18 protein-coding genes are annotated in these 16,378 nt (G+C 66.5%); 6 read left to right on the forward strand and 12 right to left on the reverse strand.

What is annotated here, in order from left to right; all coding sequences use genetic code 11:
* Positions 1-37 precede the first annotated feature (37 nt).
* From U5805_RS25555 to U5805_RS25585, 7 genes are all read right to left on the reverse strand, one after another.
* Positions 38-592: a phosphonate degradation HD-domain oxygenase gene (locus U5805_RS25555; RefSeq protein ID WP_322106300.1), complete on the reverse strand. Its 555-nt coding sequence runs from the start codon at positions 590-592 to the stop codon at positions 38-40.
* Positions 593-638: 46 nt separating this feature from the next.
* Positions 639-1,313: a GntR family transcriptional regulator gene (locus tag U5805_RS25560; RefSeq protein ID WP_322106301.1), complete on the reverse strand. Its 675-nt coding sequence runs from the start codon at positions 1,311-1,313 to the stop codon at positions 639-641.
* 10 nt (positions 1,314-1,323) lie between these two features.
* On the reverse strand, positions 1,324-2,208 hold the full coding sequence (phnV, locus tag U5805_RS25565; RefSeq protein WP_322106302.1) for a 2-aminoethylphosphonate ABC transport system, membrane component PhnV: 885 nt from the start codon (positions 2,206-2,208) through the stop codon (positions 1,324-1,326).
* The gene (locus U5805_RS25570; protein WP_322106303.1) at positions 2,198-3,112 is read right to left on the reverse strand and encodes a 2-aminoethylphosphonate ABC transporter permease subunit; all 915 of its coding nucleotides are present in this window, start codon (positions 3,110-3,112) and stop codon (positions 2,198-2,200) included. The genes phnV and U5805_RS25570 overlap by 11 nt, the downstream gene beginning before the upstream one ends.
* The gene (gene phnT, locus U5805_RS25575) at positions 3,090-4,211 is read right to left on the reverse strand and encodes a 2-aminoethylphosphonate ABC transport system ATP-binding subunit PhnT (protein ID WP_322106304.1); all 1,122 of its coding nucleotides are present in this window, start codon (positions 4,209-4,211) and stop codon (positions 3,090-3,092) included. The genes U5805_RS25570 and phnT overlap by 23 nt, the downstream gene beginning before the upstream one ends.
* Positions 4,212-4,289: 78 nt before the next feature.
* On the reverse strand, positions 4,290-5,375 hold the full coding sequence (gene phnS, locus U5805_RS25580) for a 2-aminoethylphosphonate ABC transporter substrate-binding protein (RefSeq protein WP_322106305.1): 1,086 nt from the start codon (positions 5,373-5,375) through the stop codon (positions 4,290-4,292).
* A 383-nt stretch (positions 5,376-5,758) separates the two neighbouring features.
* The gene (locus U5805_RS25585) at positions 5,759-6,514 is read right to left on the reverse strand and encodes a DeoR/GlpR family DNA-binding transcription regulator (protein WP_322106306.1); all 756 of its coding nucleotides are present in this window, start codon (positions 6,512-6,514) and stop codon (positions 5,759-5,761) included.
* 207 nt (positions 6,515-6,721) lie between these two features.
* On the opposite strand from U5805_RS25585, the gene U5805_RS25590 reads away from it, so the two are divergent.
* Positions 6,722-8,317 carry an ABC1 kinase family protein gene (locus U5805_RS25590; protein ID WP_322106307.1) on the forward strand — a complete coding sequence of 532 codons (1,596 nt, stop codon included), beginning with the start codon at positions 6,722-6,724 and terminating at the stop codon, positions 8,315-8,317.
* Between the two features lie 229 nt (positions 8,318-8,546).
* Positions 8,547-9,431 carry a DMT family transporter gene (locus U5805_RS25595; protein WP_322106308.1) on the forward strand — a complete coding sequence of 295 codons (885 nt, stop codon included), beginning with the start codon at positions 8,547-8,549 and terminating at the stop codon, positions 9,429-9,431.
* A 312-nt stretch (positions 9,432-9,743) separates the two neighbouring features.
* Here U5805_RS25595 and U5805_RS25600 read toward each other — a convergent pair whose 3' ends face one another.
* The 3 genes from U5805_RS25600 to U5805_RS25610 all read right to left on the reverse strand — a co-directional run bounded on the left by U5805_RS25600 (position 9,744) and on the right by U5805_RS25610 (position 12,263).
* Positions 9,744-10,964: a L,D-transpeptidase gene (locus U5805_RS25600; RefSeq protein WP_322106309.1), complete on the reverse strand. Its 1,221-nt coding sequence runs from the start codon at positions 10,962-10,964 to the stop codon at positions 9,744-9,746.
* Between the two features lie 149 nt (positions 10,965-11,113).
* Positions 11,114-11,380 (reverse strand): RNA-binding protein, encoded by a 267-nt coding sequence (locus U5805_RS25605; RefSeq protein ID WP_322106310.1) that lies wholly within the window; start codon positions 11,378-11,380, stop codon positions 11,114-11,116.
* A 331-nt stretch (positions 11,381-11,711) separates the two neighbouring features.
* Positions 11,712-12,263: a hypothetical protein gene (locus tag U5805_RS25610; RefSeq protein ID WP_322106311.1), complete on the reverse strand. Its 552-nt coding sequence runs from the start codon at positions 12,261-12,263 to the stop codon at positions 11,712-11,714.
* Between the two features lie 374 nt (positions 12,264-12,637).
* On the opposite strand from U5805_RS25610, the gene U5805_RS25615 reads away from it, so the two are divergent.
* Positions 12,638-13,144 (forward strand): DUF1993 domain-containing protein, encoded by a 507-nt coding sequence (locus U5805_RS25615; protein ID WP_322106312.1) that lies wholly within the window; start codon positions 12,638-12,640, stop codon positions 13,142-13,144.
* A 75-nt stretch (positions 13,145-13,219) separates the two neighbouring features.
* On the opposite strand, the gene U5805_RS25620 is transcribed toward U5805_RS25615, so the two are convergent.
* Positions 13,220-13,846 carry a LysE family translocator gene (locus tag U5805_RS25620; protein ID WP_322106313.1) on the reverse strand — a complete coding sequence of 209 codons (627 nt, stop codon included), beginning with the start codon at positions 13,844-13,846 and terminating at the stop codon, positions 13,220-13,222.
* Between the two features lie 149 nt (positions 13,847-13,995).
* On the opposite strand from U5805_RS25620, the gene U5805_RS25625 reads away from it, so the two are divergent.
* The 3 genes from U5805_RS25625 to U5805_RS25635 are packed head-to-tail and all read left to right on the forward strand — an operon-like array spanning position 13,996 to position 15,179.
* Entirely contained in the window at positions 13,996-14,460 is a 465-nt protein-coding gene (locus U5805_RS25625) for an Lrp/AsnC family transcriptional regulator (RefSeq protein WP_322106314.1), read from the forward strand.
* A 45-nt stretch (positions 14,461-14,505) separates the two neighbouring features.
* The gene (locus U5805_RS25630; protein ID WP_322106315.1) at positions 14,506-14,739 is read left to right on the forward strand and encodes a hypothetical protein; all 234 of its coding nucleotides are present in this window, start codon (positions 14,506-14,508) and stop codon (positions 14,737-14,739) included.
* Complete coding sequence (locus U5805_RS25635) at positions 14,736-15,179, forward strand: nucleotide triphosphate diphosphatase NUDT15 (protein ID WP_322106316.1); 444 nt, start codon at positions 14,736-14,738, stop codon at positions 15,177-15,179. The genes U5805_RS25630 and U5805_RS25635 overlap by 4 nt, the downstream gene beginning before the upstream one ends.
* On the opposite strand, the gene U5805_RS25640 is transcribed toward U5805_RS25635, so the two are convergent.
* The gene (locus U5805_RS25640) at positions 15,176-16,360 is read right to left on the reverse strand and encodes a pyridoxal phosphate-dependent aminotransferase (RefSeq protein ID WP_322106317.1); all 1,185 of its coding nucleotides are present in this window, start codon (positions 16,358-16,360) and stop codon (positions 15,176-15,178) included. The two genes, U5805_RS25635 and U5805_RS25640, sit on opposite strands and share 4 nt — an antisense overlap.
* Positions 16,361-16,378: the final 18 nt, after the last annotated feature.

Here is a 16,378-nt window from a genome sequence, read left to right on the forward strand (position 1 = left end):
CGCAAATAGTCGTAAAAGTGCCCGTCGAAAACACGGTTCACGCATGACGTTGCATCACGCGCTCGACCAGTTCCAGATAGTGCGCGAGGTCCGGCGTCGGCTTGCCGGCCACTTTGGCGAGATCGTCCCAGCGGCGCAGGCGCACCGCGTCGTCGGCATAGGGGCGCGCCGCGAAATCGCGCGCTTGATCGGCATCGAAAATACCGCCTTGCAGTTCCAGACTGCGCACCGAATCGGCCGAAAGTCGATCGAAATACCCCGCATCGGTCGCGCACAGGTATCGCTTCGCGTCGACGTGCAAGCGAATAGGCTCCAGCACGCTGTCGGGCAGAATCGGCCGCAGAAACGGCAGCGCATAGTATTGGTGAAGATCGTCGATGCCGCGTTCGGTGGGCGTTTCGCCCCGGCGATTCAGCAGATGCCCGAGGTCGTGCAGAAATGCCGCCGCCACCAGTTCGTCGCTCGCACCCTCTTCCTGCGCGAGCGCGCCGCTTTGCAGCGCATGCTCCAGTTGCGTGACGGGCTCGCCGCTATACGCGGTCGCGCCGTGTGCCTCGAACAGTTGGCGAATGTCCGCAAGATTCAGTGCCATCTTCACCACTCCTTGTTTCATGTCGACGGCCAACAGCCGCCCTTAACTACGATTCGTCCTCGCACGAGGCGCGCACGCGTCGCGCCGCTTCGTCCGAGTCGCGCGGAGCCAGCGCACTGAGCAACGCGCGATGGCCCGCATACGCGATTTCCATCGCGCCGCTCTCAAGCACCGCGCAGCGCACCGCGAGCCGCAACTCGCGCACCGCGCCAGCATAGGTTTCCTGCAACCGCGCATTCCCCGCCGACGCCACCAGCGTCGGGCGAAACGCATCGCGTGCATGCAGGAACGCGTCGCCGTCCGCACCGGCTAGCGCTTCGCGCATCGCATCGAGCCGCTCGCGCAGTCGCGCGACCCGCGCCGTGTCGATGCGCGCCGCCAGCAGCCGGCACGCCGCCTCGCGCAACGCCGCGCACACTTCGCACACTTCGCGCGCCTCCGCTTCGGACACGCGCCGCACGAACGCGCCGCGATGTTTTTCGTTGCGCACGAGCCCCGCCTGTTCGAGCACGCGAAACGCCTCGCGCACCGGGCCGCGCGAGACCGCGAGCCGCTCGGCCCACTCGGCTTCGTTGAGTTTGTCGCCGGGCGCAAGTTGGTCCGTCGCAATGCATCGCCCGATTTCGTCGCGCACCAGCGCCGTGAGCGAATGGCGGCGCACCATCGCGAGCGGCGCGGTCGCTTCGTCGATGGCGGGCGCGGGCGGCGCGTCGAACCGCATCGCGTCTCTCTCAGCCCGCACGCCGGCGCGGCACGCGCGCCGCGATCAGCAGCAGCGCCGCCAGCGACACGATCAGCAAAATCAGCGAGAGCGCCGACGCCGGCAAGTAATAGCCGCGCTCGACCGCACCCACGACGACAATCGGCACCGTCGCGAAGCCGGGCGGATATACCGTGAGCGTCGCGCCCAGTTCACCGAGCGACAGCGCAAACCCCAGCGCGAGACTCGCGCGGATCCCCGGCACGAGCTGCGGCAGCACCACGCGGCGCAGCACCATCGACGGCGGCGCGCCGAGACTCGCGGCCGCTTCGCGCAACACCGTCAACTCCGGGCGCAGCGCCGCCGAGGCGCACCGATAACAAAACGGCAACACCAGCGCGAGCTGCACGAATACGACGATAGCCGCGGAACTCGACAGATCGACCGGCGCCTTGTGATACGCGATCAGCACCGCGAGGCCGAGCACGACGCTCGGCACGCCGTTGGGCACCATCGCCAGCATGTCGACGAGCGCGCCGAGTCCGCGCCGGTCGCGCCCTTCGAGCGCCAGCGCGAGCCACAAGCCGAGCGCCGTACCGAGCACCGCCACGCCGAACCCGACTTCGAGACTCGTGGTGAGCGCGTCGAAGTCGCTGGAGCCCAGACGCTCGAACCAGCGCATGCTGAAGCCGTCGGGGAAGATCGTGCCCGACCAGCGCGACGCCACGCTGGACAACGCAACGACGATCACCGGCAAGACGAACAGCCAGAAGCACAGCAACGCGGCCAACGCGAGCACGACGCCGCTCGCGGCGCGTGCGGCCAGACCGCGCTCGACGGGACGCGCGCGCTTGTGCTTCGGCGGCAACGCCACGCGGCTTTGCGCGGCGGGAGGAGTCGGCGGATTATCCGGCATCGCGCGCGCCTCCCTGACCACGACGATTCACGCGCCGATACAGCGCATACAACGACAGCGACATCGCCAGCATGACCACGGCGCCCGCGGCAGCCGTCGGCAGATCGAGATCGACGGTGGCCGAGCTGTAGATCGCGACGGGCAACGTGACGAGATGCGCGCTGCCGAGCACGAGCAGAATGCCGAACTCATTGAGCGTGAGCAGAAAGCAAAGAATCGTTCCGGCGGCGATGCCCGGCCACGCGAGCGGCAGAATCACGCGCGCGGCCACCATCCAGCCGTTCGCACCGAGACTGCGCGCGGCTTCGATCAAACGCATGTCGAGCAACGCAAACGAGGCGAGCGTCGGGCGCACGACGAACGGCGCGTAGAACACGACTTCCGCGAGCACCACGCCGCCGACGCCGAACAGAAAATCGAGCGGCGGCGCCTGCAAATGAAAGAGCTGCTGCAATGCGATGCTCACCGAGCCCTGCGAGCCGTACAGGAAAATCAGCGTGAACGCGACGAGAAACGAGGGGAACGCCACGAACAGTTCGAGGAATCGCGTGACGAGCGTCGCTCCGGGAAACGGCTTGAAGAACAACAGCGCCGCGAGCGCCACGCCCAGTATCGACGCGAGTCCCGCGCTCAGAAACAGAATCCATAGCGTCGTGCCGATCACGCCGCGCGAATCGGGGTTGCCGAAGAAAGTGGCGTAGGCGCCGAAGCTCAAACCGTGCGCTCCCGACAAACTCAGCAGCACGAGCCGCACGAGCGGATACACCACGAGCGGACCGAGCGCGAACACGAGCAAGAACGCGATGTGCCACTGCGCGCGCCGTTCGCGGCGGCGCACGGCGGCCGCGTGGGCTTGCGCGCCCGGCAAGCTCAGCGCGGAATCAGGGGTCGATAAGGACGACATCGTCAGCCTCGTAGCGCAGGGAGACGCGCATGCCCTTCGCCGGCGTCATGCCGTGGCCGCGCTGCATGGTGACGAGCACCGGTTCGTTCGGCATCGCGTCGAGCAGCACCGGCACCGAAAGCACCGAGCCGTACCATTCGACCGATTCGATCGTGCCGTGCAGCACGCCCTCGCCGAGCGGCGCGACGCGCAGACTCTCGGGGCGCAAGCACGCGAGCTTATCGCGCACGCCGTGACGCTTGTCGCCGACGGGGAACGCCACGCCCGGCGGCAGCAGATTCGCCGCGCCCAGATAACGCGCCACGTAGGCGTCCTTGGGCGCGTCGTAGAGTTCCTGCGGCGTGCCGAGTTGCGCGATGTGGCCGTCACGCATCAGCAGCGTGCGGTCCGAAAGCACGAGCGCGTCGTCCTGATCGTGCGTCACGCACACGATCGTGAGACCGGGCAAGCGTTCGTGCAGCGCCTTGAGTTCCGAGCGCACCGAAGCGCGCAGATTGGCGTCGAGCGCCGAAAGGGGTTCGTCGAGCAGCAGCACGTCCGGCTCGATCACGAGCGCGCGCGCGAGCGCCACGCGCTGCTGCATGCCGCCCGAAAGCTGCGCGGGCATGATGTGGCCCGCGTCGCCGAGTTGCACGAGCTTGAGCGCGTCGGCCACGCGGCGCGCGATCTCGCGCGACGGCACGCGGCGCGCCTTCAACCCGAACGCGACGTTCTCGAATACGGAAAGATGCGGAAACAGCGCGTAGCTCTGGAACAGCAGCCCGAGATTGCGCTGATGCGGCGGCACGTGCGTGAGATCGCGGCCCGCGACGGTCAGCGAGCCCGCGAGTCCGTCCGCTTCGATGAAGCCCGCGATGAAGCGCAGCAAGGTGGTCTTGCCGCAGCCGCTGCGGCCGAGCACAGTCAGCAGTTCGCCGCGGCGGATCGTGAGCGATAGATCGTCGAGCACCGTGCGCGCGCCGAAACGCACACTCAGGTTGTCGATCCGAACGCCTGCGTGAACGTCGGCTGCGTCGGCCGCGTCGGCCGCGTCGGTCAAGCCGGATGCGTCCGGCAGCGCGCGGGTCATGCCGGCCGGCGCAAGGCTTGCGGTATTCACCGTGAATCTCCTACGTAAAACCGAGGTGCGATGACACGGCCGCGCGCGGTCGAGCGCGCGGCCGCGTCCTTCAACCGCTTATTGCGGCTTCACGACTTCCGTCTGCTTGCCCGAAGCCCCGATCACGTCGTTCTTCCAGCGCGTCGTCCAGTCGGCCTTCTTCGCCATCACCTGGTTCCAGTCCACCGGAATCAGCTTCACGCCCTGAATGGCCTGCTTGACGGCCGCGCCGTTCTTGCCCGCGAGCGCCACGTCCGTGCGGCCCGGAATGCCGAAGATGTCCGGCACCTTCGATTGCACTTGCGTTGACATCAGATAGTCGATGAGCTTCCTGCCTTCCGCCTGGTTCGGGCCGTTCTTGATCAAGCCGATGGCGTACGGAAGCTGGAACGTCGTCGGACGGCCGTTCGCGTCGGCGGCGAGGAAGATCGGCTTGAGCGAGAGACCGCCGTTGGCCGCGTCGTCGAGATCCATTTGCAGGTCGCCGTTGGCCACCGAGATTTCGTTGCGCGAGAGCAGCACGTCGAGATAACCCGTGCCCTTCGTGTGGAATCTGGCGCTTTGCTCGAGCTTCTTGAGGTAATCGAACGCCTTGTCTTCGCCCATCAGCGAGGTCGTGAGAATGATCACGGCCATGCCGTCGCCGGCCGTTGCCGGGTTGGAATACGCGACCTTGCCGGTGTAGTCCGGGTGCAGCAGATCGGCGAACGTCTTCGGCTGCGTCTTGACGATTTCCGGGTTGATCGCGAACGAGAAGTAATTGTTCACGAACGTCGCCCACGAGCCGTCCGCCGACTTGGCGATCGCCGGCACGTTCTTGTAGTTCACGCTCTGATACGGTTGCAGCAGGCCGCTTTGCTGCGCCTGCTGGATGAACGGCGGCAGCGTCACGAGCACGTCGGCCTTGGGCGCGTCCTTTTCGACGTTCGCGCGGTTCACCACTTCGCCGCTGCCGGCCGTGACGATGTTGACCTTCACGCCTTCCTGCTTCTCGAACGCGGGCAGCACGTCGCGATACAGATTTTCGAGGCCGTCGGCCGTGTAGAGCACGACGGCGCCGGCGGCATGCGCGCTCATCGCCGCGCCTTGCAGCAGCGCGGCCGTGGCCAGCATCGGCAGCAGCTTGCGTGCAAAACCCGCGCGATGGAAATTCGTGTGGTTCATGTCACTCTCCGAAGGCAAAAAACTCATGCTCGGGATACCCGATGCGTTTGGTTTGCATATGTGATTGGGATGAAGCGAACTGCCCTGACGGTTTGTGGCTGCGCATTGCGTGCGACTCGCATGCGAGTTGCAGATCGTCTGCAATCGTGCGTTTTCTGCGTGAGCCGGCCGGCGCAAGCGGCGCGATAAAGCCGATGGGCACGCTTGCCGACTCGCCTGAACGGGCTGGGCAAGAATCACAGGTTTTCGTGACAGTGCCGTGACGACGGCGGCGTTCGACACAAACTTCCACAAATTGCCAATAATTGGCACGCGAATGAACACGTAACGGGTACGACAACACCGCTCGCGCGAGCACGCGAGCGCTATGCCGACCGAAGAAATCAGGCGATGACGAGTTCCGGCCCGCGCGCGGTGATCGCACGCGCGATGCTCTTTTCGGGCGAAAGCTCGGTGATCACATAGCGTGCGTGCTCGAAGCCGTTGATGCGCACCGGCGTGACGCGCCCGAACTTGGAATGGTCCGCGACGATGATCGCGCACGCCGTGGCCGCGAGCATTCGGCTGCGCGTTTCCGCGACCATGCGTGAATAATCGGTGAGCCAGCCGTCGGCGGTAATGCCGCCCGCGCCGACGAAAGCGAAGTCGGCGTGATACTGGGCGAGCTGCTGCACGGTATCGAGGCCGAACGTCGCCTCTTCGTGGTCCGAAAGCTCGCCGCCCAGCAACGTCACGCGATTCTCGTTGCGGCGGCCGAGCAGCAACCCGATGCGCCAGTCGTTCGTATAGACCGTGAGCCGATGCCGGTCCGTGAGCGCGCGCGCGAGCGCATGCGTGGTGCTGCCCGAGTCGATGATGACCGACGCGCCGTCGGGCACGAACTCCGCCGCGCGCTCGCCGATGGCGCGCTTGGCGCTGGCGTTGGCCGCTTCGCGCACGTCGAGATCGGGCTCGCGCCGATCGCTCGACAGCGCGCCGCCGTGCGTCGTCACGAGCAGCCCGCGCGCCGCGAGCGTATTGAGATCGCGACGGATCGTTTCGCGCGACACCCGCAGCTCGCGCACGAGATCGGCCACCGAGAGCGCGCCCGTCCGGTTCACTTGCGAAAGGATGTATTGATGGCGTTGTTCGGCGAGCATCGGAGTTCGGTGGGTTCGAAAGCCGCCGTATTGTATTACGCGTGCCGGCCGGGCACGACGCACGCTGCACGCTTCGTCCGACAGCCAACCAAGGCCCGACTGGCCGCGTTTCGCCATCTGCGCGCGCATCCCTGCTAATCTCGTGGGGCTGCGCGAAGCGCCTTCGCGCGTGAAACGCGGCACTTGTTTCGCCGATCCCCGGAATTTATGCGTTCACGACTTCGTCAATTGCGGTTGCTGTTTTGTGCGTTGCGCTACGGCCTGAGACTCATCTGGCTTGCGGCGCCCGAGCATCACAAGGTGCACTGGTTCGTCACGCTCGTCTCGAACCTGCACGGCGACCCGCGCCTCGCGTCGCGGCTCGCGGGGCCGCTGCCGCGTCTCGCGCCGCTCGCGGCCGCGTTCGCGCAAACGCTCACGACGCATCCCGAACTCGCGGGCGCCACGCTGCACGACGCCATCGACGCCATCGAGCACTTCGAAGCGCCGCTTACGCCCGACGAATTGCGCAAGACCTTGCACGCCGCCTTCGGCAAGCCGCCCGAGGAACTGTTTTCATGGATCGACCCGGCTCCGGTCCACAACGGCTGGTGCGAGCAAACGCACCTTGCGCGGCTCCCGCTGCCGGCCAACGGGCATCGGACGATCACGCTGCGCGTGCTGCGCACGAAGCAGATTCAGGAAGTCGACGACGATGCCGCGCTGCTTTGCGTGCTCGCGCGCTGGATGGAGCGGTTTTCGCGCGTGGCGCGGCGCCTGCAATTGCGCAAGCTTGCGCAAACCTTGCGCGAGGACCTGCAACGCCGCTTCGATCTGCGCGGCCAGGCGGCCAACCTGAGCCAGACCGGCCACCATCTCGCCGAAGACCCGCGCATCGTCGTGCCCGACGTGGTGTGGGACTTTTGCAGCGTACACACGCTCGCCGTGCAGCATATCGACACCGTGCGGCTCATTGACGTGGCCGGGCTCGCCGAGCATCGCATCAACGTGGCACAGGTCGCGGCGAATCTCGTCGAAGTGGTCGCGCGCCAGGCGTTCGAGCACGGCTTCTTTCACGCGGCCTTCGATACGCGCCGCGTGGCCGTGAGCGTCGAGCCCGAATCGCACGGCCGCCTCGTGCTCGCGAGCGCCGCGCTGATGACGAGCCTCTCGTCGCCCGAACGCGAATTTTTCGTGCATGGCGCGACGGCGCTGTTCGAGCAGGATTACGCACGGCTTGCGACGCTTCATCACGTGGCGGGCCACGTACCCGAGCACGCGCGCACCGAGCAGATCGAAGCCGAACTGCGCACGCGCAGCGAAGCGCATTTCGCGAGCGAGAGCGACGAGCGCAGCGCCGGCTCGCTGTTCCATCATTTGCTGCATGCGGTGCAGCCGTTCGGCGGCACGGTTTCGCCGCGGCTCGTGGCGGCACAGCGCGCGTTCGGCCAGGCGGAAGCGCTGGCACGCGAGATTCACCCCGGCGTAGACACATGGGGCATCGCGCGCGACACGCTCGCCGACATTGCGCGCCGCGACATGGGCGCTCACGGCTGGATTCGGCGGATTTCGCAGGAGTTGCCGCATCTTGCGCAAATCGCGCCGCGCGTGCCGCAAATGGTTTTCCGCTACTTCGAGCATCACGCGAAGGTCACTCGTGGTCAGGTGGCGCGCCATCCGGCGGCCGGCGCGCCCCACGCAGCCGCGTCGCAGGCCGCGCTGATCGACGCCTGGCGACGCGAGCATCGGCGCACGCGCATGCTGCTCGTCGCGTGCGCGCTGTGCGGAGGGTTGATCGGCGTGACGACGATGTTGCTCAACTGAACGCCGCCGGGCGACGCGGCCCGCGCCGCAAAACCCGCAACTCGGCACTTTCCCGCTGGTCCACGGCGGGCAGAATAGGCTGTTAGTTGCAATCGCCGATTCTGCGCCATCGAGCGCTGCGTTACCTGCGCAGTGCAGTCCCAAACAAGACCGCCGCCGCCTCGCCGCGCGATACTCCGAGCCTTTCGCGACCCGGCGCCGCCACCGACGCGCCCTTTCCTCGTTACCGATGCTCGCCTCCTTCGTCCCCGCTCTCTTCGTGTTTCTCTGGTCGACGGGTTTCGTCGTCGCGCGCGCCATCGCGCCCTTCGCCGATCCCAACCTGTTCCTGCTCGCGCGCTTCGGCGGCACGGCGGCGCTGTTCGCGTGCATCGCGTTGGCCGTGCGTGCGCCGTGGCCGCGTGGCAGGGAAGTCGGCAAGCATCTGTTCGCGGGCGCGCTGCTTCAGGGCGTGTATCTTGGCGCGGGCTACTGGGCCGTCGCACAGGGCGTGAGCGCGGGCGTGATGGCGCTGCTCGGCGCGCTTCAGCCGTTGCTGACCGCCGCCGTCGCCGCGCGGCTTTTCGGCGAGCGCCTCACGCCGCGCCGCTGGGCGGGCCTCGCGCTCGGTCTTGCGGGCGTCGTGCTCGTGCTGCTGCCGAAGCTGCAATCGATCGGGCATCCGGCAGGCGCGGCCGCACCCGGCCACGCCGCGCCGCTGCTCGTGGTGATCGTCGCGGTGCTGTCGGTCATATCGATCACGGCGGGCACGCTCTATCAAAAGACGTCGCTCGCGCAGTCCGACATCCGCAGCGCGAGCGCGGTGCAGAACGCGGGCGCGGCGCTCGTCGCGGTCGTACTCGCGCTGGCGCTCGGCGAAACGCGCTGGATCGCATCGACGACGCTCTGGGTGTCGCTCGCCTGGGGCATCGCGATGCTCTCGGGCGCGGGCGTGACGCTGCTCGTCTGGATGGTGCGCAATGGCGACGCCGCCCGCGCGACGGCGCTGCTCTTTCTTGCGCCGCCGCTCGCCGCGCTCGAAAGCTGGTGGCTGTTCGGGGAAACGCTTTCGCCGATCCAGATCGCCGGCTTCGCCATCGCGCTCGCGGGCGTGATGTTGGCGCGGCGCGGGTAGTGTAGTGAGAGGGTCGGCGGCGTTGTGCGAAAAGCGCTGGTGCGTCGACGGGGGGTTGCGGGTTGGCGATTGGCGGCTGGCGGTTCAGCGGTTCAGCGGTTCAGCGGGTCGGCGGGTCGGCAGTTCAGCGGTTTGTGCAGACGTTCCTAACCATCGCCGAACACCACAGCTCTCGCAAAACGGACCAACGACAATTGTGGTGAGCGCACGAATCGCGAGCGGCCCACGACACTGCACACGCGCGAAGCCACGTCCAGCGCGAATACGGCACCGCAACCGGCCAACGACTAACGGCGACCGACAAGTCCCCCGTCAATCAGCCGTATCCGCCGAAGCCGGCATTTTCGCGCGTGCCTTGCTGCCCGGCGCGGGCGACCACGCGGGCCGCGTCTTGCGCTGCGTGTCGATCACGACCAGAAAGCGCCCGGCCAGCGGCGTGACCTGCCGATTGGCGTGCAACACCCACAGCGACTTGCCTTCGTCGACGAGCGCCTGATATTCGGCGTCGATAATCCCGTGATGGTCGATGAACGCGTTGAGCGCCGCCGGAATCCGCACGCAGCCTTTCGAATGGCGGATGCCGAGTAGCGGCTCGAGCCGGTCGGGATCGGTGGCATGCATCTGGAAGCGCATCTGCGAATAACCGCCCTTGCCCCAGCCGCGCTCGCCATCCACCCAGCCGAAATCGTAGATGCGCATGTCGTGCTTGCCGTATCCGCGAATGCCGTTCTGATTCATCGTGCCTTCAGCGCGATAGTCCATGTTGAGCGGCGTGTGCTCGAACACGCCCAGCGGCGTGAGAAAGTGATCGAACTCGCCCGGCCGCCCGGTCGCGACCGGCGAAGCGCCGATCAGCGTCCATGGCGCCTTCGCCTGCGCGCGGAAATAGACGAATAGCGCCTGCACGTTGGGCGCGCGATCGACGAGAATCACGAACTCGCCCGCCAGCGCGCCAAGGTCTTTCGCGTCGAGCGCGGCCTGGAGACGATCGCCGTACGCGCGCTGGTCGGCGGCCGGCACGCGCAGTCGGCGCGTCACTTCGCTGTCGAAACGCGCGCGCATGTCGAGCGCGGCGCGCGTGGCCTCGGAGGCTTGCTGCGCGGTAAACGGCGTGCGCGCGGGCAAAGTGAGCGGCGGCGCGGACGCGGCAAGCGGTGCGGACGCCGATGCAGCCGACGTCGAAGCCGCCGATGCAGCCGCCGCCGCCGCCGTCGATGTCGATGTCGATGTCGAAGCCGAAGCTGGAGCCAAAGCCGCCGCGCTGGCGCCGGGAATCGTCGGAACCGCATGGGCCGGCGTAGACGCGGAAACTGCCGCGCCGGGCCTGGCCGCCGTTACCGGTTTCGGCACGCTCGCCGCCGGAGTCAGCGTGGTGGCAGAAGCGGCGGACGCAGCAAAACTGGAGGTAGAAGCAGAAACGGCCGCAGCGTCGGTCGCGGCGCGGGCGGCGCCCATCGTCGTCGACATGATGCCGAACGCGCCCGCAAGCGTCAGCGCGCGCGCCCATGAGCGGCGCGAAAAGATGTCGTTCATCGTGAATCCGGCTGTTTGCGCAATCTTGCGGGGAAGTCGAACGATGGATGCCGCGCACGTCGAGCCGGCCGACGGTGCGATGGAAGCAAGGAACGCGAAAGGGCTACGCCCGCGCGACGCAAAGAGAGCGTGGCGACGGCGCGAAACCGTCACTCGCGCGGCGGCTCCTCGGCGTCGAACGGCGCGGCGCTCACGCGCAAGGCCACGCCCGCGAGGCGGCGGCTTTGCAGTTCGCGCGCCACGGCTTCGGCGACATAGGGCACTTCGGAATTGAGTTCGAGGTCCGCGTGCGCGTTGGGAGTACCGGCGTCATACACGGTAACGCCCTTGGCGTAATGGCCAAGCTCGCGCTCGAAAAAGGTGCGGACGTCCTGCTCGCTACAAGTTTCCGGGACGTTCCAGACAGTGAGATGCATGGCGGCCTACCTGGCGAGACACTCGATCTCGAAGTGAAAAGCTCAGCGGAATTTCAGCGGAAACGGCGCGGTTGCGATGCGCGCACGCGCACGGGTTGCAAGCTCGCGCGTGCGCGGGCACGATTCCATGCGATTTGACCGAGCAGCGCTGCAACGGAAAGCAGCAAAAGACTAGACGCTAGCATCGTGACAACTCCTTTTCGTTGATCATCATCAGAATAGTCGCATTCGGCGAACGGCGCGCTGCGGCATATTGTCGGCGCGACGCTGCATACGTCTGGCAAGACGCAACCTGCGTGCCCGTCACAACGCGGTGACGGAACAGCGCGGCTCAGGAGCCGCCGTCACGGCTTGCCGAGGTCGTATCGTCGGGACCGGCCGCGCCGCATTCCATGCGCGTGAGACGTTCGTACTGATGTGACCAGTTGCCGGTAATGGCGGCCTGCGCCTCGGCAAGCGACATGCGGCCCGCGCACACGCAGCGCTTGAGGCGCACCGTCAGCAGCGACTTGCGGCGCTCGCCGCCATGGCCACCCCACGGCAGCAAATCGAAGTTCGCGGTGGCGTCCGGCGCGCCGCCAAGCACGATCGGCACATGACGGTCGAGCGCGTAACCCACGCCGTCGTCGGCGTCGATGCCGCGCGCCGCGAGCAAGCGGTCCTTGAGCGCCATCGTCTCGTCAAACGGCGGCGCTACCGTGTCGGCATAACCCGGACGGCAGATGGTCTGCGCGACGGATTGCTGCGTGACGCGCGCGTCGAGCAGTTGCGCGTCTTGCGCGACGGCGGCGTGCGCCGCGCCGGCGGCTGCGAACGCCAGCAGCGATACGCGCAGCCTGCGCCAACGTGGTGCGCCGCCGCTTCGCGCGAACCCGGTTGCCATGCGACGCGCGATGCGGCGTCTTGCTGCCTGTTCTGCGTTCATGGTTGAGCGCATCGCAATCACGATGCGGATTGAATGGTGAGTGCCGGGCTATTAAAACACATTCGAAATTCGAAGTGCGCATTTGCGCGCAAAGCACGCGGTTGCGCGACGATCGTCGCCGAACGGGGCGGCGGCGCGCAACCTCGCGAAAACAGAAGGGAATTTCGCTTTGCTGTGCCAGGCATTCGACACGGATTAAAACCCGGCATTTTATGCGCTTGGCGTTAGCCGTTCGGTAGATGGCAGCGCGCACTCCGATGGCGCATAATGGGCCGCCCGATCAGCTCCGGCACGGAGCGCATCGCGTACATTCGAAGAATCGAGGAAACCCCATGTCCATTTCCATGTTTCAAGCGTCGGTGCCCGTGCTCGTGCGCGGCCTGACGAATCTGCAAGCGATCATCGGCAAGGCACAGGCTCACGCCGCGGAAAAACAGATTGACCCGTCCGTGTTCACCGGCGCGCGCCTTTTTCCCGACATGCTGCCGCTCGCGCGCCAGATTCATATCGCCACGGACACCGCCAAGGGATGCGCCGCTCGCCTCGCGGACGTCGAAGCGCCGAAGTTCGAGGACGTCGAGGTGACGTTCGACGAACTACACGCGCGCATCCAGAAAACCATCGACTATCTGAACACCTTCAAGCCGGAGCAGATCGACGGTTCGGAAGATCGCAGCATCACGCTCAAGATGCGCAGCGGCCCGATCGAACTCACGGGCCAGAGCTACCTGCTCTCGTTCGTGATGCCCAACTTCTTCTTCCACATCACCACGACGTACGACATCCTGCGTCACAACGGCGTGGAGCTGGGCAAGATGGATTATCTCGGCACGCGTTAAGACGCCGCCAGCGCGGCGCCTTGCGCGCCGCGCGTGCTGCCAGCCGCCGCGCCCCGCCAGCGGCGGCAACCCGCGTCAATCGAGCGAAAGCCGCAGGGCGAAGCCAATTAGCGCGGACGAAAACGCCCACTTCTGCACGGTCTGGGCAAGCGGGTGCCGGCGCAGCCACACGGCAATGCGCGCCGCGCCCAGCACGTAGATCACGTCGAACAGCGCGCACACGATCACGAGCACGACGCCCAGTTCGCTCACCTGCAACCACACCGACCCCGCTGCCGGGCGAATGAACTGTGGCAGCAGCACGGAGCAGAACAGCAGCGCCTTCGGGTTGAGCAGATTCGTGAGCAGGCCCTTCACGAAATCGGTGCGATGGCCGCGCGCGCCGGTTTCGGTCGCCGTATCCGGCATGGCGAACGCGGGCGAGCGGAAAATTTGCACGGCGATCCACGTGAGATACGCGGCGCCCGCATAGCGCACGATTTCGTAGAGCCAGGGCGCGTTGCGCAGCAGCGCCGCGAGGCCGCAGGCGGAAAGCGTCACATGCGTGGCGCGCGCAAGGCCGAGCCCGCCCGCCGCCGCGAACCCGCTGCGCACGCCGCGACCCATGCTCGTCTGCATGACCAACGCCATGTCCGCGCCGGGCAACGCGCAAACGATGATCAGGGCGACGATGAACATCAACAGCAGGTGAGCGGAAATCATGTTGGCCTCGCAGAAAAGAGGCTCTATCTTGCCGCTGCCGCCTGAGCGTTTTCTGGCGTTTTTCCTGCCTTCATCGCCACGCCGTAGAGGAATGCGCTACGATTCGCGATGTCCGTAAAGAATGTCGCTCACCATCGGCGCGTACCACCATGACTGACCTCGACAAACTCGATCGCGCGATCCTCGGCGCCTTGCAGGCCGACGGCCGCATGCCGGTCTCGCGCCTCGCCGAAACCGTCGGCCTGAGCGAAACGCCGTGCGCGCGCCGCCTCAAGCGTCTGGAGCAGGAAGGCTATATCGACCGCTATCGCGCGGTGCTCTCGCGGCGCGCGCTCGGCTACGGCGTGGTCGGATTCGTTTCGGTGCGCTTTGCCGTGCATGACCGGGCGCTCGCCGACCGCTTCGAGCGCGAGGTTTGCGCCATCGAGCGCATTCTGTCGTGCCACAACATCTCCGGCACGGCGGACTATATTTTGCAGGTGGTGGCGCGCGATCTGGACGACTACGGCACCTTCATGCGCGACCAGTTGCGCAGCCTGCCGGGCGTGACGTCGGTCGAATCGGCGCTCTCGCTGCGCGAAGTGAAGGCGAACAGCGGGCTGCCGCTGTCCTGAACGGCCGCGCCCGCGTCAACATATCGACATCAACCGGAGTTTTCGATGAGCCCAGAACAGGCACGAGCCGAAGAATCGGCCGCAATGGAGCGCGTGCTGCAAGCCACGCAGCGCGTCAAGTCGGCATTCACTTCGCTGCAATCGCAGTTTCCGCCCGAAGGCGAAGGCAAGCCGTCGCAATTCGCGCTGCAAACTTTCGACGCCGCGCTCCAGGAACTCGAGGACGCGCAAGCCGCGTTCGACGAAATGCTCAACGATTTGCTCGACGGCGAGCGATGAGCGATAGCGCCGGCATGAACGCGGCCGTCACCGTGCTTGGCGTAGGCGTGGTCGTGCGCAACGGCCCAGCCTGGCTGCTCGGACTGCGCAAAGGCGCGTGGGGCCGCGGCACATGGGGATTTCCCGGCGGCAAGATCGAACCCGGCGAAGATCCGCTTGCCGCCGCCACGCGCGAACTGAACGAGGAAACCGGCCTTGAGGCCACGCAGGCGCAGGCGGCCGGTTGGGCAAGCGGCTGGCTCGAAGCAGGCGGCGTGCGTCACGTCACGCTGTTCGTGGAAGCGCGAGCGGAAGGCACGCCCGTGGTGGCCGAGCCCGACAAGTGCGAGCGCTGGGCATGGTTCACGCGCGACGCCTTGCCCGCGAACCTTTTCGAGCCGACGCGTTTGTATTTCGACGCCCTCGCGCAACCGCGCCTCGAACGCCCTGGCTTAACCTAGCGCCGCGTTTGAACGCATTGCCGCGCAAACGCCGCAATGCGTTCGCACGCCTCGACCAAACGCGGCTCATCGACGACAAAACCTAGCCGCACATAGCCGCTCGCCGTTTCCCCGAATGCACTCGCATCGAGCACCGAAACTTTCTGCGCCTCGAAGAGTTGCCAGGTGAACGCGTGTGGATCGAGGCCGGTGCCGCGCACGTCGATCATCATGAACATGCCCGCTTCGGGCAACAGGCAGCGCAAGCCAGGCACGTTCGCGAGCCGCGCATGAACGATGTCGCGCCGGCGCCGATAAATCTCGCGCACTTCGGCCACGATCCGCTCGCGATGATCGAGCGCCACCAGCGCGGCTTCCTGAATAAATCCGGGCAAACCGTAAAGCATGCACAGCGCGAGCCGCGCGAGATGCGCAATGAGCGCTTCCGGCGCAATGACCCAGCCGATGCGCCAGCCCGCCATTGCATGCGACTTCGACAAGCTGCCGACCGTCACCGTGCGTTCCGCCATGCCGTCCAGCGCCGCAATGCTCACATGCTCGCGCTCGAACGTGAGGTCGGCGTAAACCTCGTCGGAGAGAACCCACAGGTCATGCTTTTTCGCGAGCCGCGCGATGCGTTCAAGATCCTCGCGCGGCATCACGACACCCGTAGGATTGCACGGCGTCGCGAAGAAAATCGCGCGCGTGCGCGGCGTCACGGCCGCTTCCAGCGCATTGCAGTCGAGATGAAAACCGTTCGCCGGATCGACGGGAACCGGCACCAGCGTCGCGCCCGAGGCACGAATCGCGGCTTCGTACGTCAGATACATGGGCTCGGGCACGAGCACTTCGTCGCCGGCCTCGCATAGACACAGCGACGATGCGAACAGCCCGTTCTGGGCGCCACCGCTCAGAATCACGTTTTGCGCGCCGACCGTACGCCCGCTTTGCTTCGAATGCTCGCGCGCGATGGCGGCGCGCAACGGCTCGCGGCCCATGATGGGCGTGTAATGCGTATCGCCTTCGCGCAGCGCGGTCACGGCGCGTTCGATCACGAGTTCCGGCGTGGCGAAATCGGGATCGCCGACGCTCAGCACGATGACGTCCTCGCCGCGCGCGGCCGCTTGCACCGCCGCATGATGAATTTCCCACGCTGTCGTGCGGCGGCCCTGCAACCGCTCGACCAGATTCGCATACTTCATCGTCCACCTCGATTTCCC

Origin of the sequence: Paraburkholderia sp. J41 (assembly GCF_905220235.1) — a bacterium.
Taxonomy (GTDB): domain Bacteria; phylum Pseudomonadota; class Gammaproteobacteria; order Burkholderiales; family Burkholderiaceae; genus Paraburkholderia.

Bases quoted from the DNA above. Each gene is read 5' to 3' on its own strand.
- U5805_RS25555 (WP_322106300.1), bottom strand. From the start codon at position 592: ATGGCACTGAATCTTGCGGACATTCGCCAACTGTTCGAGGCACACGGC.
- U5805_RS25560 (WP_322106301.1), bottom strand. From the start codon at position 1,313: ATGCGGTTCGACGCGCCGCCCGCGCCCGCCATCGACGAAGCGACCGCG.
- phnV (WP_322106302.1), bottom strand. From the start codon at position 2,208: ATGCCGGATAATCCGCCGACTCCTCCCGCCGCGCAAAGCCGCGTGGCG.
- U5805_RS25570 (WP_322106303.1), bottom strand. From the start codon at position 3,112: ATGTCGTCCTTATCGACCCCTGATTCCGCGCTGAGCTTGCCGGGCGCG.
- phnS (WP_322106305.1), bottom strand. From the start codon at position 5,375: ATGAACCACACGAATTTCCATCGCGCGGGTTTTGCACGCAAGCTGCTG.
- U5805_RS25585 (WP_322106306.1), bottom strand. From the start codon at position 6,514: ATGCTCGCCGAACAACGCCATCAATACATCCTTTCGCAAGTGAACCGG.
- U5805_RS25590 (WP_322106307.1), top strand. From the start codon at position 6,722: ATGCGTTCACGACTTCGTCAATTGCGGTTGCTGTTTTGTGCGTTGCGC.
- U5805_RS25595 (WP_322106308.1), top strand. From the start codon at position 8,547: ATGCTCGCCTCCTTCGTCCCCGCTCTCTTCGTGTTTCTCTGGTCGACG.
- U5805_RS25600 (WP_322106309.1), bottom strand. From the start codon at position 10,964: ATGAACGACATCTTTTCGCGCCGCTCATGGGCGCGCGCGCTGACGCTT.
- U5805_RS25605 (WP_322106310.1), bottom strand. From the start codon at position 11,380: ATGCATCTCACTGTCTGGAACGTCCCGGAAACTTGTAGCGAGCAGGAC.
- U5805_RS25610 (WP_322106311.1), bottom strand. From the start codon at position 12,263: ATGGCAACCGGGTTCGCGCGAAGCGGCGGCGCACCACGTTGGCGCAGG.
- U5805_RS25615 (WP_322106312.1), top strand. From the start codon at position 12,638: ATGTCCATTTCCATGTTTCAAGCGTCGGTGCCCGTGCTCGTGCGCGGC.
- U5805_RS25620 (WP_322106313.1), bottom strand. From the start codon at position 13,846: ATGATTTCCGCTCACCTGCTGTTGATGTTCATCGTCGCCCTGATCATC.
- U5805_RS25625 (WP_322106314.1), top strand. From the start codon at position 13,996: ATGACTGACCTCGACAAACTCGATCGCGCGATCCTCGGCGCCTTGCAG.
- U5805_RS25630 (WP_322106315.1), top strand. From the start codon at position 14,506: ATGAGCCCAGAACAGGCACGAGCCGAAGAATCGGCCGCAATGGAGCGC.
- U5805_RS25635 (WP_322106316.1), top strand. From the start codon at position 14,736: ATGAGCGATAGCGCCGGCATGAACGCGGCCGTCACCGTGCTTGGCGTA.
- U5805_RS25640 (WP_322106317.1), bottom strand. From the start codon at position 16,360: ATGAAGTATGCGAATCTGGTCGAGCGGTTGCAGGGCCGCCGCACGACA.